At 68.2% G+C, this 15,693-nt stretch carries 15 protein-coding genes; 10 read left to right on the forward strand and 5 right to left on the reverse strand.

The features are described from left to right. The 7 genes from AC1D01_RS04780 to AC1D01_RS04810 all read left to right on the forward strand — a co-directional run. Positions 1-366, forward strand: a 366-nt coding sequence (locus AC1D01_RS04780; RefSeq protein WP_477864933.1) for a UTRA domain-containing protein, incomplete at its 5' end; no start/stop codon positions are given. After that, entirely contained in the window at positions 363-1,211 is an 849-nt protein-coding gene (locus AC1D01_RS04785) for an inositol monophosphatase family protein (RefSeq protein ID WP_477864934.1), read from the forward strand. The genes AC1D01_RS04780 and AC1D01_RS04785, both read left to right, overlap by 4 nt. 45 nt (positions 1,212-1,256) lie before the next feature. Further along, entirely contained in the window at positions 1,257-2,171 is a 915-nt protein-coding gene (locus AC1D01_RS04790; RefSeq protein WP_477864935.1) for an LOG family protein, read from the forward strand. A 1-nt stretch (position 2,172) separates the two neighbouring features. Next, a complete protein-coding gene (rocF, locus tag AC1D01_RS04795) occupies positions 2,173-3,087 on the forward strand; it encodes an arginase (protein WP_047503140.1) in 915 nt (304 codons plus the stop codon). A 111-nt stretch (positions 3,088-3,198) separates the two neighbouring features. Then, positions 3,199-3,648, forward strand: a complete 450-nt coding sequence (locus tag AC1D01_RS04800) for a type III secretion system chaperone family protein (protein ID WP_477864936.1) — start codon at positions 3,199-3,201, stop codon at positions 3,646-3,648. 23 nt (positions 3,649-3,671) lie between these two features. After that, complete coding sequence (locus AC1D01_RS04805) at positions 3,672-4,055, forward strand: CesT family type III secretion system chaperone (RefSeq protein ID WP_477864937.1); 384 nt, start codon at positions 3,672-3,674, stop codon at positions 4,053-4,055. A 65-nt stretch (positions 4,056-4,120) separates the two neighbouring features. Further along, a complete protein-coding gene (locus AC1D01_RS04810; RefSeq protein ID WP_477864938.1) occupies positions 4,121-7,150 on the forward strand; it encodes a hypothetical protein in 3,030 nt (1,009 codons plus the stop codon). A 2-nt stretch (positions 7,151-7,152) separates the two neighbouring features. Here the strand turns inward: AC1D01_RS04810 and AC1D01_RS04815 are convergent, their stop codons facing one another. From AC1D01_RS04815 to AC1D01_RS04835, 5 genes are all read right to left on the reverse strand, one after another. Next, a complete protein-coding gene (locus AC1D01_RS04815) occupies positions 7,153-8,745 on the reverse strand; it encodes a hypothetical protein (RefSeq protein ID WP_477864939.1) in 1,593 nt (530 codons plus the stop codon). An 82-nt stretch (positions 8,746-8,827) separates the two neighbouring features. Beyond that, entirely contained in the window at positions 8,828-9,328 is a 501-nt protein-coding gene (locus tag AC1D01_RS04820; RefSeq protein ID WP_477864940.1) for a thermonuclease family protein, read from the reverse strand. Positions 9,329-9,336: 8 nt separating this feature from the next. Continuing rightward, positions 9,337-9,738, reverse strand: coding sequence for a YkvA family protein (locus tag AC1D01_RS04825; protein WP_477864941.1), 402 nt, complete (start codon positions 9,736-9,738; stop codon positions 9,337-9,339). Between the two features lie 24 nt (positions 9,739-9,762). Beyond that, positions 9,763-12,198 (reverse strand): ligase-associated DNA damage response DEXH box helicase, encoded by a 2,436-nt coding sequence (locus tag AC1D01_RS04830; protein WP_477864942.1) that lies wholly within the window; start codon positions 12,196-12,198, stop codon positions 9,763-9,765. Further along, a complete protein-coding gene (locus AC1D01_RS04835) occupies positions 12,195-13,658 on the reverse strand; it encodes a potassium/proton antiporter (RefSeq protein WP_477864943.1) in 1,464 nt (487 codons plus the stop codon). The genes AC1D01_RS04830 and AC1D01_RS04835 overlap by 4 nt, the downstream gene beginning before the upstream one ends. A 78-nt stretch (positions 13,659-13,736) precedes the next feature. Here AC1D01_RS04835 and galM point away from each other — a divergent pair, with 78 nt between their 5' ends. The 3 genes from galM to AC1D01_RS04850 all read left to right on the forward strand — a co-directional run. Further along, a complete protein-coding gene (gene galM / locus AC1D01_RS04840; RefSeq protein ID WP_477864944.1) occupies positions 13,737-14,759 on the forward strand; it encodes a galactose-1-epimerase in 1,023 nt (340 codons plus the stop codon). Positions 14,760-14,872: 113 nt separating this feature from the next. Continuing rightward, positions 14,873-15,340, forward strand: a complete 468-nt coding sequence (locus AC1D01_RS04845) for a Spy/CpxP family protein refolding chaperone (RefSeq protein ID WP_047503155.1) — start codon at positions 14,873-14,875, stop codon at positions 15,338-15,340. Positions 15,341-15,383: 43 nt separating this feature from the next. Then, positions 15,384-15,693 (forward strand): response regulator (locus tag AC1D01_RS04850; RefSeq protein ID WP_477864945.1); only part of this gene is annotated, 310 nt, incomplete at its 3' end.

Here is a 15,693-nt window from a genome sequence, read left to right on the forward strand (position 1 = left end):
CTGCAGGGTCGCGCGGTCATCCTCCTGCAGGGTCGCGCGGTCATCCTCGACCGGCTGACGCTGCCGGCCAGCCTCTTCAAGGGGCTGACCGAGAAGCGGCTGCGCGAGCGGCCGAGCACGCTGTACCAGCTGTACCAGAACGAGTTCGGCATCACCGTCGTGCATGCGCGCGAACGCGYCCGCGCGGCGGCGGCCGACCGGCATGTGGGGCGACTGCTCGGCATCGCGGCCGGGCTGCCGGTGATGCAGGTGCACCGCGTCGCGCTGACCTTCGGCGACAAGCCGGTGGAGCACCGCGAATCGACCATCAACACCGCCCAGCACGACTACGTGAGCCTGTTGTCCCGGAAGGATGCTGCCCGATGACCGCTGTTGCCGATACTGTTGCCGACGCTTTTGCCAATGGCCCGCTGGACCTGCTCGCCGCCTACAAGGTGGCCGAACGCGCGGCGCGCGCGGCCGGCGCCCACCTGCAGGCCTCGCGCTCGCGGCTGAACGCGGTGGCGCTGATGCGCAAGCAGCCGGGCGACCTGGCCAGCGAGATCGACCACGAGGCCGAGCAGTTGATCCACGACGTGGTGCGCCGCGCCTACCCGGGCCATGCCTTCCTCGGCGAGGAAACTGGCCGACGGGAAGCCGTTGCCGCGGGTGACGGCGACCCGCCGCTGTGGGTGGTCGATCCGCTGGACGGCACCGCCAACTACCTGCGCGGCTACCCGCAGTACGCGGTGTCGGTGGCGCTGGTGGTGGGGGGCGAGCCGGTGGTGGGGACGATCTTCGACCCCTGCCGCAACGAGTTCTTCGCGGCGATCCGCGGGCGCGGCGCGCGGCTGAACGGCGCGGCGCTGCAGTGCGCCGAGCGGGCCCGGCCGAKCGATGCGCTGGCCGCGACGGTGTTCCCCAAGCCCACGTCGCCGCGCATGGCGAGCTACCTGGGCGAGTTCGGCCGCGTGCTGCGCAGCTTCGGCGGCGTGCGGCGCTCCGGCTCGATGGCGCTGGAGCTGGCCTACCTGGCGGCGGGCAGGATCGACGCGTTCTGGGAGCACGACATGGGCGCCTGGGATGCCGCCGCCGGCATCGTGCTGCTGCGCGAGGCGGGGGCCGGGATCGAGGCGCGCGACGGGCGGCCGCTGCTCGAGAGCCGCTCGCTCGCCGCCAGCACCCCGGCGATGCGCGAGGCCTTCGCGGCCTTGCTCTCGCAAACCGGCTGATTCACACCCGAAATTCACACCCCCGGCGGCGTTAAGCTGCGCCCCATGGACAAGAGAACCGACCTCACCGCCCGCAATTTCCCGTCAGCCCGCCAGGAGGCCGACAAGCCCCAGGCCCCGGCCAGCCGCTACGACGGCCCCGAGAGCGCCTACCGGCTGGCGTTCACCGACACCACCTTCCTGCTGCGCGAGGAACTGCGCCCGGTGCGCATGCAGCTGGAGCTGCTGAAACCGGAGCTCGTGCAGAGCGAGCAGGGCATCGAATCGACGATCGTGATCTTCGGCAGCGCGCGCATCGTGTCGCCGGAGGTCGCGCAGCGCCTGCTGGGCGACGCGCAGGCCGCCGGCGATGCCACGGCGCTGCGCATCGCCGAGCGGCACGTGGCGATGTCGCGCTTCTACGATGAGGCGCGCAAGTTCGCCGAGATCGTCACGCTGAGGTCGAAGACGCTCGCCACGCCGATCTATGTGGTGACCGGCGGCGGCCCCGGCATCATGGAGGCGGGCAACCGCGGTGCCTACGAGGTGGGCGGCAAGAGCATCGGGCTGAACATCGTGCTGCCGCACGAGCAGGCACCGAACCCCTACATCACGCCGGAGCTGTGCTTCCAGTTCCACTACTTCGGCATGCGCAAGATGCACTTCCTGATGCGCAGCATCGGGCTGGTGTGCTTCCCCGGCGGCTTCGGCACGCTCGACGAGATGTTCGAGGCGCTGACACTGATCCAGACCGGCAAGTGCCGGCGCCGGCCGATCCTGCTGTTCGGGCGCGAGTTCTGGACGCAGCTGATCAACTTCGAACTGCTGGTGCAGACCGGCATGATCAGCGAGGTCGACCTGCAGCTGTTCCGCTTCGTCGAGACGGCGGAGGAGGCGTGGAGCGTGCTGGAGGCCGAGTACGGCATGGCGCTTGCCGAGGTGGACCCTGACGACAAGAACCATTTCGCGACGGACCTCTGACATGAGCAAACAGATCAGCATCATCGGCGCGCCGACCGACATCGGCGCCGGCACGCGCGGCTCGAGCATGGGGCCGGAGGCCTTGCGCGTGGCCAACATCGTGCCGGTGCTCGAAGGCCACGGGCTGGAGGTGGCCGACCGCGGCAACCTGGCCGGCCCGTCGAACCCGTGGCTGCCGCCGGTCGACGGCTACCGCCACCTGCACGAGGTGGTGGCCTGGAACCAGGCGGTGCACACCGCGGTGCATGCCGAGCTGGTGCTGGGGCGGCTGCCGATCCTGCTGGGCGGCGACCACTGCCTGGGGCTGGGGTCGATCAGCGCGGTGTCGCGGCACTGCCGCGAGACGGGCAAGAAGCTGCGCATCCTGTGGCTCGACGCGCATGCCGATTTCAACACCAACATCCTGACGCCGAGCGGCAACCTGCACGGCATGCCGGTAGCGTGCCTGTGCGGGCACGGCCCGAAGGAGCTGATCGAGATCGGCGGGCACGTGCCGGCGATCAACCCGAAGTGGATCCGGCAGATCGGCATCCGCAGCGTCGACGAGGGCGAGAAGCGCTTCGTGCACGAGATGGACCTGGAGGTGTTCGACATGCGCTACATCGACGAGATGGGGATGCGGCATGCGATGGAGCTGGCGCTGGCGACGCTGGATGCGAACACGCATTTGCACGTGAGCTTCGACGTGGACTTCCTCGACCCCGACGTGGCGCCCGGCGTGGGCACCACGGTGCGCGGCGGGCCGACCTACCGCGAAGCGCAGCTGTGCATGGAGATGATCGCCGACACCGGCCGGCTCGGCTCGCTCGACGTGATGGAGCTGAACCCGGCGCTGGACGTGCGCAACCGGACGGCGGAGGTGGCGGTGGACCTGATCGAGTCGTTGTTCGGGAAGAGTACGTTGATGCGGAAGTAGGAGCGTACCGCCGACCCTTTCGCAGGGAACCGGCGGACCGGCGCTGTTACTCAACCTGCAAGATGCTGCGGAGATGTCACCTGCAGCCATAAAAGACTTGCAGGAGACACCATGACGACCGAGATTCGCCTGTGGCGAAGGCACTTCATCGAGCTGACGGAATCGCTCTACCGCTTGCGCGGGCAGACGCTGCCACCCGTTGGCGACGCGTTCGAGGGAGGCTGGCAGACGACGCTGCAATTGCGCGATGTCGGGTTCCGGCTGCTGCACGAGGATCCTGACGACAGCATCGGCAGGTTTGCCCTGCAGTGCTCCTTCTGCACCCTCCCCCAGGAACCACCGGCCGATGAGTTGATGCGCGCGGCGCTGGAGATGAACCACGTCCTGGCGCGGCAGGGCGCCGGCATGTTCGTATTGGATACCGACACGCGGGAACTGATCTACAGCGTCCTGTCGCCCTTGCAAGGTGCCACCGCGACAGGCGTGCTCGGAACGATGGAGGGCCTGATTCCCTGGGTCGATCACTGGCGGGCCACGATGCCCCGAGCGATCTGCCATTGATGGACGAGACGGGAGCCGTCAGCATGCAGAGCAGTGCCCTGTCCACCCCATCGGACCACCCGACGCCCTTTCTGACGATCGACTTCACCGTGCAAGGGGAGTCGTTGTCACTGACTCGCGTCACCGGTGTCCGCGCCGGCGATCAGCTGGTCATCGAGTGCCGGATGGGGGCTGTTCCATCGGGGCATGAAGCGCTTCTGTACGAGCGGTTGCTTCATCTGAACTTCCAGTTCTGCACCTTGCAGAGCAGCGGCTTCAGCATCCACCCCGACACCGCGGAAGTCACCTGCGCCGAGACGCACGACCTCGACATCGCAAGCGCCGAGGAGCTGTACGCCCGCGCGGTGCGCCTCGCGGCTGCCGTCCGGAGGTGGCGCCCGTTCCTGTTCGGCGAAGAAGCCCGTTGATTCCAGCGGACGAGCCCGATTCCGATGGCGCTCGCCCTCTCCAAAACCTGAAGTTCCTACCCACCATGTTCGATTGCTTCAAAACCTGGCGTGCTCCGACTGAAGACATCAGCAATGCCAAAGATCATGGCGGCAGCGATGAGAGTTCGACAGACGAGCAGATGCAATCAGGCCCGACTCTAAAGAAAAGAAGCAAGGTCTCAGTGAGCACGGCTGTTCAATCGATGTTGACCGAGGGAGACGCCGCTCACGAAGCGCTTGAGGCAACCATCAAGGTGCTGGACGAGGCCATCCAAGCCGAACGAACGACTTGGAGCAAGAAGTTCACGCCCGACTCGGACTTCAAGAGGCTGATGAACGAGTACCGCCTCGGCTATCAGCAACTGCGCGCAGACCGGCAACTCGGCCGTACCAATCAACACGACATTGAAAAACGTGTAACTGCACTCGGCACCCTGCTTGCACAAGCCTACGGATTGGCCACCAAAGACGATTGGACCAACGAAACAAAGGATCGATGCAAGAACATGGGCGAGGCCTATGTTGATCCGTCGGTGTTCGTGAATGACCTCAGCAGCGGGCTCCTGATTGCAAAGACCCTCCTGGGGTTGGTTCTCGACATCGCAGCGGTGGCAGCGCCCACCCACGCCATTGCATTGAAGACTGCAAAGGCAAGCTTCAACATTGCCTATGCGGTCCTCCAGTCGTTCGTCACGTGCTGTGTCGGGATCGTGGGAAGTGGCACGAATCAAAGCAAGGTCGTACAGGAAACGGCCTTTGTTGCGCCCCGGTTCATGCCCGATCAACCCACCGTCAGCTACAAGGACTGGGACGGCAACGACGCGCCCCCTCCTTCGATGGCTCATGTCAAACGGGATCTCAAGCTCGTCAAGAAAGTCATCGAGGCGAGCCTGAACGGGCGCGGTGCCATCGAGACCATGAAGGAGAAGCTGGAGCGGCGAAAGACGCACACCGATCAGTTGATCGAGCAGGGGAAGAAGAAGGACGATGGCGGCAAAGCCCTGGAGCTGGCAGGCCCTGAGAAACTGAGGCTGCAAAGACTCACCGACCATCGCGACTTGATCACGGACTTGCTGAAGGCCTTGACCATTGATAGGTCGATTGACAGCGACGCCCCCCCCGCCTCGTCAGGGGTACATGAAGATCTGCGGACGCACCGGACTCGGTTGATCGACGAACTGGCGGTCGGAGATCGGATGACACGAACGAACGTTCAGCACCACGTCGGTGACGGGAAGTGGGTGCGCAGCATGCTGAACATGTCCAACGGCCTTGCCTCGGTCGTCAAGGCTGGACATGAAATCGCTTCCCACGCGAGCGGCTACGACGCCGGCAAGATCACCGCAAGCGTTGTTTCGGCGACATTGAGCCTCACGCAGGTGTTGTTCTATCGATCCACGCAGGGATCCGCATCCGGAGGGGACCATTGCAACAAGATTGCCAGCTTGTTTGCGTTGATCAGCCAGACCGAGCGGGGCAACCTCAATCGGGAGAACAGCCTCAGGATCGATCGAAACAAGCTGGACAAACTGGTGATCGGTCCGTTCATGACGCGAATGAAAACAATGAACAAGGTCCTGAAATTTCGCAGCAGCGTTCTCATGTCGGCCATCATCGGCCACATCAAGAGCGCTGATGCGCTGAAAGAAATTCCCGGCAGGCCCGGCGAGCGAAGCGTTCCCTTGACGTATGCGGGACTCCAGAAAAAGTTCAATGCCCTCATCAAGGAAAGGGAGGACGAGGAAAAGAAACCCAAGAAAAAGGCGGACAGCAGCTGCGACGCAAGTACCTCCAACAGCGATGACTCCCCCGACCGAGGCTCCGTCGAGACGACAAGGAGCGCCATCGATGATTTCGTCGGCTATGCGCTGAGCAAAGTCAATGCGTCAGGGTCTGCGGTCGGCCAAGTCAATCACTTGCTGGAAATGCTCGGCAAAACTGATCTCGCGGCCAAGTACGCGGAAGAGGGGAACCTGCACGCTCTCCACGAGGAAGATCTCTTGGATGCTCAGGTCATGCAAGTGCTCATCGGGTCCCTCAGCCACGCGCGGTTCCTGTATGACGGCATCGCCTGTGACAATGAAGCGCGCGCCAGGTGGTGTGACGAGCGCCTCATTCGATGGGGCGCCGAAACCGAAATCCGCGTTCGCACCGGAAATGGCCCGCAGATTGCAAGCAAGGGCGGCGTTGCGTTTGCCAATGGCGTGGGAGGCAATGGCAGCTTCTTCGCGATCAAGGCGGGGATCACCGTGGCGTCGAGCACCACCCAGTTGATTGCCGGCTTCGACAACCCCTGCTCCGACTGGATCGACCTGGTCGGCAGCCTGTTCTCCTGTGTCGGTCCCGTCTGCGGCTCGACCTCCGGCTACTCCTACAGGAACACGAAGCTGAAGAACGACATGCGCGCTGCCTACAAGGTGGCCGGCGTGGTCGTGCCACCCAACAGCGGAATCCAGAAGAAGGGGGAACGAGATTTCATGCCGGTGTTCAGCGCGTCATCCCTGCGACGGCGAGCCGAGGATTTCGACACCCTCATACCCCCCCAGATCGATGTGGACGACCTGCCTCCGCCTTTCGACTACGAGTGTGAAACCTCGGTCCTCGGAGAGATGTGGGACCAGGCGGTGAAGCCCGTGCCGTTGTTTTCAACGAAGCTCCTGCGGAAGTGGGCGAGTCCTCCGACTCGGATGCCGGGCAGGTTGGATCCAGATCCCATCGCGACCCTCCGGAAATCAAGGCTGGCGCCACCGCGCTACGACGCGACCAAGAAAGACTCTTCAAGCGGTAGCGAGTCGACCGCTGTCGATGGACTGTCGGAGAGTGATTCCGGAGCCAACACGGATACCGAGTGCGACGGCACGGACGGATCAAAGCTCAACCACAGGCATGGAAGTGGCTCCAATGTCACCACCACGGTCCCGGGCGAGGTCCGTGGCARCCAATCTGCGCGCAGCGACAAAAGCGAGGATTCCTCCCCTCGGCTTGCACCGAAGGGCAAGGGCAAGGTCAACGGCGGCAACAAGACATCGGAAGAATATTCGGAAGGGCTGGAAGCCATCGGCATCTTCGGCTGACCTCAGCGCCCGATCGCAGGCACGCCCACAGCGTGCGTCAGCGCATCCACACCAGGGCGGTTCACCCCCCGCCCCTCCGCACCCACCTCCATCCACCCCGCCTCCACCATGTCCAGCTGATGCACCCCCCTGTACACCGCGAAATACAGGCTGACCCCGAGCACGCCGAACTCCGCCGCACTGGCCTGCTCGCTCAGCGGCACGCGCAGCACCGGCACGCCGCCGAACGTGAAGGTCTCGACCGCGGCGCCGCCCAGCGGCTGCAGCGTCGAGCTGTCGCGGAAGACCACGCCACCCGCGCCGTCGAAGCCCATCTCCACCGCACTCGCGTCCACCCCGCGCAGCGCGCGCCATGAGCCGCTGCCGTCGGGCTGCACCTGGCGCAGCGCGATGAACTGGTCGAGGCTCGCGAGCGTCATCCCGAACGGCTCGCCCTCCTCGTGCACCCGCGCGTACCCACCGGTGCGCCACTGCACGCGGGCATGGTGCCGGTAGCGCTGTGCGCCGTCGGGCCAGCTGCCGCTCACCGCCACGTCGGCGCTGCCGCCCACGTCGTCGCGCGCGATCGCGCGGCCCGCCAGTTCCTCCACGTCGCGCAACTCGGCCGCGATCGCGACACCGCTTCGCAGTTGCAGCACGCGCCCCGCGTCCAGCCGCTGCGCGAGCGTCCCTTGCGGATCGCCCTCCAGCCAGCCCGCGGTCTCATCGAGAAAATCCGATCGTTCGCTGATCGGCGCATAGCCGTGAAACGCGGTGTCGACGGCCGGATCGAAACTCCAGCGGCTTCGCGACGCCAGCATCGCGCCCGTCACCGGCCCGGCCACCAGGTTCGTCGCGGTCGCCGTGTACACCGGGCCGTCGCGGCCCGGATCGGCCGACAGCTCGAACACCCCCGCCCCCGCCTGCGCGTTGAACCAGGCGTCCGACGGCCGGTGCAGCATCGCCATCAGCCCGCGCGTCTGCTGGCCGAACCAGGCCACCGCCTGCTCGTGCACCGACACCGCCTCGTCGCGATGCAATCCGTCGGCCGCCGCGATGTAGTCGTCATCGAGCGCCAGGTCGACCAGGCCCGCTCCGCGCCGGACAACAGCCTCGGCCTCTTCGCGCGCCACACCGCCCCACACCAGCTGCTCGACGCGCGTGCGCACCGGCGTGAAGAGATACGCCGTGCGGCCCGCCTCGTACGGCCTCGCCAGCAGCACATGCTCGTCGCCCACCGGCGTGCCGGTCGATGCATCGATCGCCGACGCCGGCACCTGCGCCACCAGCCGCGCAGTCGCCAGCAGCGCCGCCTGCGCCGCACTCAGCACCAGCGTGTAGCGGCCTTGCGCATCGGTCTCGGCCACCGGCTCGTCGCCATCGCACCGCAGATCGTCGTTCGCATCGATGCACACCAGCGCGCCCTGCAGCGGGCCGCGCATCACCTTGCCGGTCAAGGTGAGCCCGCTCGGTGCCGGCGGTCCGGGGTCCGGCGTGGACGGGGCCTCGCCACCGTCGCCTCCGCCGCCGCAAGCGCTCAACACCACGCAGGCCGCCGCCACGCTGCACGCGGCCATGACACCCCCTCGCGCGAAGCGCCTGATCGTCCTGCTCATCGACGCTCCCTGTTGGACTGGCGCGGATGGTAGGGCGGCAATGTCATCGATCAGCCATGTACGGCGGCAAACGATGTAACGGTCAGTGCGCGATCACCTCGCAGCGACCGTGCATCCTACGAAAGACCCGCGGCTCGACCGCGCCAGGCTGTGCGAACAGCCCGCGCCGCGCGGCCTTCGCCTGCGCTTCGAGTGCGCCGTACCGCCCACCCTCGCGCCGCCGGAAATGGTCGCTCCACGCATGCCCTTGCGCCACCATCCAGGCCGCCACGTCGTCGCCATCGATCGACACGCGGGCGATGCTGCGGTGGTAGCGGTCGTGCGCCGTCGTCTCGAACCGCACACGCCGGTGCAGCACGCGCCGCGCCAGCGCCTCGGTCGCCTGCGGTCCCCAGGCCTGGCAGTGCTCCGGCGCATCGATGCCCTGCAGGCGCAGCTTCGTCGGCTTCGCCCGGGGCGACGCGCCATCGACCCGCACCCACAGCGTGTCGCCATCGGTCACGTGGGTCACGACGCCGCTGGCGGCCTGCACCGGCCCCGCCGCCAGCAGCGCGGCCAACCACACCCCACCCAGCCACCTCATGCGCAACATCAACCGCCGAAGATCCCGCGCACCAGCCACCAGACGAACGCGCCGAACAACAGCAGCCACACCAGAACCACCAGCAGCGCGCCCCACCACCACCGCGGCAGCTTCTCGCGCGTGCGTTCGGCCTCGACCAGCAACGCCTGCCACAGCGGATCGGGCGTCATCTTGCGCACCAGCGCGACGCCCAGCGGGATGATCAGCAGGTCGTCCAGCTGCCCGAGCACCGGGATGAAATCCGGGATCAGGTCGATCGGGCTGACCGCATAGGCGATCACCGCCACCGCGACGAGCTTCGCGCCGCGCGGCGCCTGCGGGTGCTTGAACAGCTTCCACAGCGCGATCAGGTAGGTGGCCAGCCGAGCGGTGTTGGCTGCGCGCAGCAGCCGGGATTTGCGCAACATCATCGGGGGTCCTGGGGACTGTTGACACTACGAATCGGCCGCACGCTCCATGTCCTTGAGCATGCGGGCCAGGCGGTCGTTGAGCTTCTCGGTGGTGAGTTTCTCTCGAAAGCGCTCCACCATCAGTGGCAGCGCGAACGGGCTGGGCACCTCGAGCTCGACGAACGCGATGCGCTGCCCCCGCATGCGCTCCAAGCTGGCGGCGAGGCGCCGGATATCAAGCTCCTGGCTCAGCACCTCGGTCTGCGCCTGCCCGAGCAGCCGGTTGCCGGCGTCGTACTTGCGGAACACCTCGTAGAACAGCGTGCTCGACGCCTGCAGCTGGCGCGCGCTCTTGGGTTGCCCCGGGTAGCCGGTGAAGATCAGCCCCGCCACCCGCGCGATCTCGCGAAAGCGCCGCCGCGCCAACTCGCTGGAGTTCAGGCTCGCGAGCACGTCGCCCAGCAGGTCGTCGTCGCCGAAAAGTTCACCATCAAGCAGCGGCCGCGGGTCGATCGGCAACGCACTCAGCAACTCCAGCCCGTAGTCGTTGATCGAAATGCTGAAGGTGTTGGGCGCGTCGCGCGCGAGCCGCCAGGCCAGCAGGCTCGCCAGGCCGATGTGCACGTTGCGCCCGCCGAACGGGTACAGGAACAGGTGCTGCCCCTCGCGCGAGCGGATGCGCTCCACCAGCAGCGTGCCCGGCGTCGGCAGCCGCGAGAGCCGCTGCTGCGCCTGCAGCATCGGCCGCGCGGCCTGCAGCTCCGGCGCACCGAAATCGCCGGCGTCGACCGCGGCCAGCACCTCCAGCACCGCATCGGCCAGCTCGCTCGACAGCGGCATCTTGCTGCCGTTCCAGTTCGTCACGACGCCCTTGCGGCCCTCGGCACGCCGCACGTAGGCCGTCATCTCCTGCGTGCGAACGTACTCCAGCGTGCGGCCCGCGAAGACGAAGCAGTCGCCGGCCCGCAGCCGCGCGATGAAGCCCTCCTCCACCGTGCCGATGCGCCCGCCGCTCAGGTACTTCACCTGCATCGCCGAGTCGGCGACGATGGTGCCCACCTGCAGCTTGTGGCGCCGCGCGATGCCGCGGTCGGGCACGCGATACACGCCGTCGATCGCCTGCACGCGGTGGTATTCCGGGTAGGCCGCGAGGCTCGCGCCGCCCTGCTCGACGAAGGCCAGCGCCCAGTCGAACTCGTCGCGCGCCAGCGTGCGGTAGGCGTGCGCTGTGCGCACCTCGTCGTACAGCGCATCGGCCGTGAAGCCGCCGCCGAGCGCCACCGTCACCAGGTGCTGCACCAGCACGTCGAACGGCTTGTCGGGCGTCGCACGCTTCTCGATGCGGCCCTGCTTTGCCGCGCGGCGCGCGGCCACCGCCTCCACCAGCTCCAGCGTGTTGGTGGGCACGAGGGTGATGCGGCTCGGCCGCCCCGGCGCATGGCCGCTGCGGCCGGCGCGCTGCAGCAGCCGCGCGATGCCCTTGGCCGAGCCGATCTGCAGCACCCGCTCGACCGGCAGGAAGTCGACGCCCAGGTCCAGCGACGAGGTCGCGACCACCGCCTTCAGCCGCCCTTCCTTCAACCCCAGCTCCACCCACTCGCGCACGGCAGGGTCGAGCGAGCCGTGGTGCAGCGCGACGCTGCCGGCCCATTCAGGCCGCTGCTCGATCAGCATCTGGTACCAGGCCTCGGCCTGCGAGCGCATGTTGACGAACACCAGCGTCGTGCCGGAGCGCTCGATCTCGTCGACCACCGGCTGCTGCATCTGCTTGCCGAGGTGGCCGCCCCATGAGAAGCGGCCGGGCTCGTGCGGCAGCAGCGTGTCGATCACCAGCGTCTTGTCGAGGCTGCCCTGCACTTTCGTGCCGGGCGTGTCGCCGAGCAGCACGCGCATCGCATCGTCCAGGTTGCCGAGCGTCGCGCTCAGGCCCCAGGTCGCGAGGCCCGGGTTCCAGCGCTTCAGGCGCGCCAGCGCCAGCTGCACCTGCACGCCGCGCTTGTTGCCCATCAGCTCGTGCCATTCGTCGACGATCACGGTGTGCACGCCGGCGAGTTCGTCGCGCGCGGCCTCGCGGGTCAGCATCAGGCTCAGCGATTCGGGCGTCGTCACGAGCACGCTCGGAAAACGCCGGTCCTGCCGCGCGCGCTCGGCCGACGGCGTGTCGCCGGTGCGCAGCCCCAGGCTCCAGCCGCTGCCCAGCTCGGTCAGCGGCACCTGCAGCGCGCGCGCCGAATCGGCGGCCAGCGCGCGCATCGGGGTGATCCACAGCACGCCGAGCGGCGGCGGCTGCGGCGCCAGCGGGTCGATGCCGAGGCGCGCGGCATTCGCGAGCGCGCCGAACCACACCGCATAGGTCTTGCCGGCGCCGGTGGTGGCATGCAGCAGGCCGCTGCGCCCCTTGGCCAGCGCGGCCCAGACCTGGCGCTGGAACGCGAACGGCTTCCAGCCGCGCTGCGCGAACCAGCGCGCGCCCAGTGTCATTGCGCTTGCGGGTCCCGCGGGCGCAACGCCAGCGCCACGCGCGTGACCCGCCCGTCCGCCATCTCGCTGACCCGGAAGTGCGCGCCATGCCAGTCGACGCTGTCGCCCTCGGCATGCCCGCGCGCCAGGTTGTCGGTCAGCCAGTCGCCGAGCGACGGCCCGCCGCTGTGCGGCACCGGCAGCTGGAAGAACTCGAACACGTCGGCCAGCGGCAGGTTCGCATCGAGCGTCAGCCGGCCCTGCACCGCGCGTTCGGTGTCCGGCGGCAGCGCCGGCGGCTCGACGACACCGAGCCGGTGTGCCACCCAGCGCAGCGAGATGCCCTGCATCAGCAGCGACGCCAGCACCACGCCGAACGCGACGTTGAAGAAGCGGTAGCTGTCGGGCACGCGCGCCATCAGCGGGAACAGCGCCAGCACGATCGGCACCGCGCCGCGCAGGCCGACCCAGCCGATGAACAGGCTCTGCGCCGCCGGAAAGCGCAGCGGCGCCAGGCACAGCCACACCGCCAGCGGCCGCGCGACGAACAGCAGCGCCGCCACCACCGCGACGATCGGCACCGCCATGTCGAGCATCTGCCGCGGCGACACCAGCAGCCCGAGCAGCACGAACAGGCTCGCCTGCGCGGCCCACGCAAAGCCGTCGAGCGCCGACGACGCGCCATGCGCCGCCGCCTCGGCACGCGCGCGCACCTGCAGCCCGAACAGGTAGACCGCAAGGAAGCCCGAACCCTCGACCAGCCCCGCCGCGGCGAACACCGCCAGCCCGCCCGACAGCACGATCAGCGCCAGCAGCCCGCTGTGCTCGACCGTCAGCGTCAGCCGGTTCAGCAGCCAGGCCACGCCCCAGCCGCCGGCCAGCCCGATCGCGAGGCCGAAGCCCGCCTGTTGCACCAGCAGCAGCGCCAGCTCGCCCGGCCCGGCGTTCGAGCGGATCACGGCCGTCATCGCGAGCGTCAGGAACACCGCCATCGGATCGTTCAGGCCCGACTCCATCTCGAGCGTCGAGGACACCCGCTCCGGCAGCTGGATGCCGGCATGGCGCAGCAGCGAGAACACCGCCGCCGCATCGGTCGACGCGACGATCGCGCCGAGCAGGAAGCCGTAGCGCCAGTCGACCTGCAGCACCGCCATCGCGACCGCGCCGACCATCAGCGCCGTCAGCACGACGCCGAGCGTCGCGAGCCACAGAGCAGGCTTGAGGCCGGCGCGCACGCTGGCCATCGGTGTGCTGATGCCGCCTTCGAGCAGGATCACCGCCAGCGCGGCATTGCCGACCCAGGCCGTCATCTGCGTGTCGTCGAAGCGCAGGCCGCCCGGGCCGTCGACGCYGATCAGCATGCCCGCGGCGAGGAACACCAGCAGGAACGACAGGCCGAGCCGCGCCGAGAACACCCCCGCGAGCAGGCTGACGAACATCAACAGCCCGCTCGCCAGCAGCAGGAGGTGGAAGGCGTGCATCCGGGCGACCTTATCAGAGGGCCCGCAACCCGAGGCACACTGGCGGGCTGATTTCGATGCAGTCCTTTGCCTACACCCATGAACCTCTCCTTCAACACCGCTGTCTTCACGCTGAGCAACGACGCCGGCCTGTCCATCCAGGTGATGGACCATGGCGCCACCTGGGTGTCCTGCACCGTGCCCCTGCCCGGCGCCGCGCCGCGCGAGGTGCTGCTGGGCTGCGCCAGCCTGGACGACTACCGCCGCCAGACCGGCTACCTCGGCGCCACCATCGGCCGCTATGCCAACCGCATCGGCGGCGCGCGCTTCCCGCTCGACGGGCGCGAGGTCACGGTGGTCGCGAACGAAGGCGTCAACCAGCTGCACGGCGGGCCGGTCGGCTTCGACAAGCGGCTGTGGACGCTGGTCTCGCACACGCCGACCGAGCTGGTGCTGTCGCTCGTCAGCGAAGACGGCGACCAGGGCTACCCCGGCCGCATGGAGACGACGGTGCGCTACCGGCTCGGCGACGACCTGAGCGTGTTGGTCGAGTTCGCCGCCACCGTCAGCGCGCCGTGCCCGGTCAACCTGACCAACCACGCGTACTTCAACCTCGACGGCGATGCGCCCGGGGGCGACATCCGCGCGCACCGGCTGCGCATCGCGGCGCAGCAGTTCCTGCCGGTCGATGCCGGCTCGATCCCGACCGGCGAGCGGCGCGACGTAGCCGGCACCGGCTTCGACTTCCGCACGCCGCGCCCGATCGGCGAGGCGCTGATGCACGACGAACAGCAGCAGCTCACGCGCGGCTACGACCACTCGTACTGGCTCGATGCCGGCTGTGCCGACGGCCGCGCGCCGGCCGCCGAGGTGGTGGCTGGCGACGGCCGGGTGGCGCTCGCGCTGCACACGCGGCTGCCGGCGCTGCAGGTCTACAGCGGCAACTACCTGCCCGGCACGCCGACCCGCGTGGCCGGCGCCACCTATGCGCAGCACGCCGGCTTCGCGCTCGAGCCGCAGTACTCGCCCGACACGCCGAACCACCCGGAGTGGCCGGGCTGCGTGCTGCGGCCGGGCGAGCGTTTCGAGCAGGCGCTGCGCTACGTGTTCACGGTGCGCTGAAAAGGAAACCTGAAAAGAAACGATACACGGCGATACCGCCGCGATAACACTCCGGGCGCAGCAGCGACGACGATGCAGGCCATGTTCAACCACGACCTGCAGGAGGAATCTTCATGCGCCCCTGGCTCAAACGCACCCTGATCGGCGTCTTCGGCGCCTCGGCCCTGTTCGGCGGCTTCGCCGCCTGGTCGCAGCACCCGCACGGCTTCGGCCGCTGGGAATCGATGAGCGAGGCCGATGTCGCCCGCTTCAAGGCCCGCGCAATCGAACATGCGGCACGCCGGCTCGACCTCGATGCCGCGCAGCAGGCCCGCCTGGGCGTGCTGATCGACACGCTGCAGCAGCAGCGCCAGGCGCTGCGCGGCAACGCCGACCCGCGCGCGGAGTTCCGCGCGCTGATGGGCGACGGCACCTTCGACCGCTGGCATGCGCAGGACCTGATCAACAGCAAGCTCGCGAGCGTGCGCGACGGCAGCCCGAAGCTGGTGGCGGCGGTCGGCGATTTCTACGACAGCCTGCGGCCGGAGCAGCAGCGGCAGGTGCGGGACTTTCTCCAGCAACGGCACGGGCCGTGGAGTTGAGGCACCGTCCCGGATTGGCATCCGGGCTACGACAATCCGCGCCATGCCTCGCATCCTCTTGATCGACGACGACGCCCACCTGGCGCCGCCGCTGCGCGCGTATTTCGGCCGCTTCGACCTCGAGCTCGATGCCGCCACGCGGCCGAGCGAGGGCCTGCGGCTGCTGCGCGGCGACGGCTACGACCTCGCGATCCTCGACGTGATGCTGCCCGAGATGGACGGCTTCCAGCTGTGCCGCGAGATCCGCCGCTTCAGCGACGTGCCGATCCTGATGCTCACCGCGCGCGGTGACGTGATGGACCGCGTCGTCGGCATCGAACTCGGTGCCGACGACTACCTGCCCAAGCCCTTCG

Source organism: Rhizobacter sp. P3_B12 (assembly GCF_056402895.1).

Bases quoted from the DNA above. Each gene is read 5' to 3' on its own strand.
- AC1D01_RS04790 (WP_477864935.1), top strand. From the start codon at position 1,257: ATGGACAAGAGAACCGACCTCACCGCCCGCAATTTCCCGTCAGCCCGC.
- rocF (WP_047503140.1), top strand. From the start codon at position 2,173: ATGAGCAAACAGATCAGCATCATCGGCGCGCCGACCGACATCGGCGCC.
- AC1D01_RS04800 (WP_477864936.1), top strand. From the start codon at position 3,199: ATGACGACCGAGATTCGCCTGTGGCGAAGGCACTTCATCGAGCTGACG.
- AC1D01_RS04805 (WP_477864937.1), top strand. From the start codon at position 3,672: ATGCAGAGCAGTGCCCTGTCCACCCCATCGGACCACCCGACGCCCTTT.
- AC1D01_RS04815 (WP_477864939.1), bottom strand. From the start codon at position 8,745: ATGAGCAGGACGATCAGGCGCTTCGCGCGAGGGGGTGTCATGGCCGCG.
- AC1D01_RS04820 (WP_477864940.1), bottom strand. From the start codon at position 9,328: ATGAGGTGGCTGGGTGGGGTGTGGTTGGCCGCGCTGCTGGCGGCGGGG.
- AC1D01_RS04825 (WP_477864941.1), bottom strand. From the start codon at position 9,738: ATGATGTTGCGCAAATCCCGGCTGCTGCGCGCAGCCAACACCGCTCGG.
- AC1D01_RS04830 (WP_477864942.1), bottom strand. From the start codon at position 12,198: ATGACACTGGGCGCGCGCTGGTTCGCGCAGCGCGGCTGGAAGCCGTTC.
- galM (WP_477864944.1), top strand. From the start codon at position 13,737: ATGAACCTCTCCTTCAACACCGCTGTCTTCACGCTGAGCAACGACGCC.
- AC1D01_RS04845 (WP_047503155.1), top strand. From the start codon at position 14,873: ATGCGCCCCTGGCTCAAACGCACCCTGATCGGCGTCTTCGGCGCCTCG.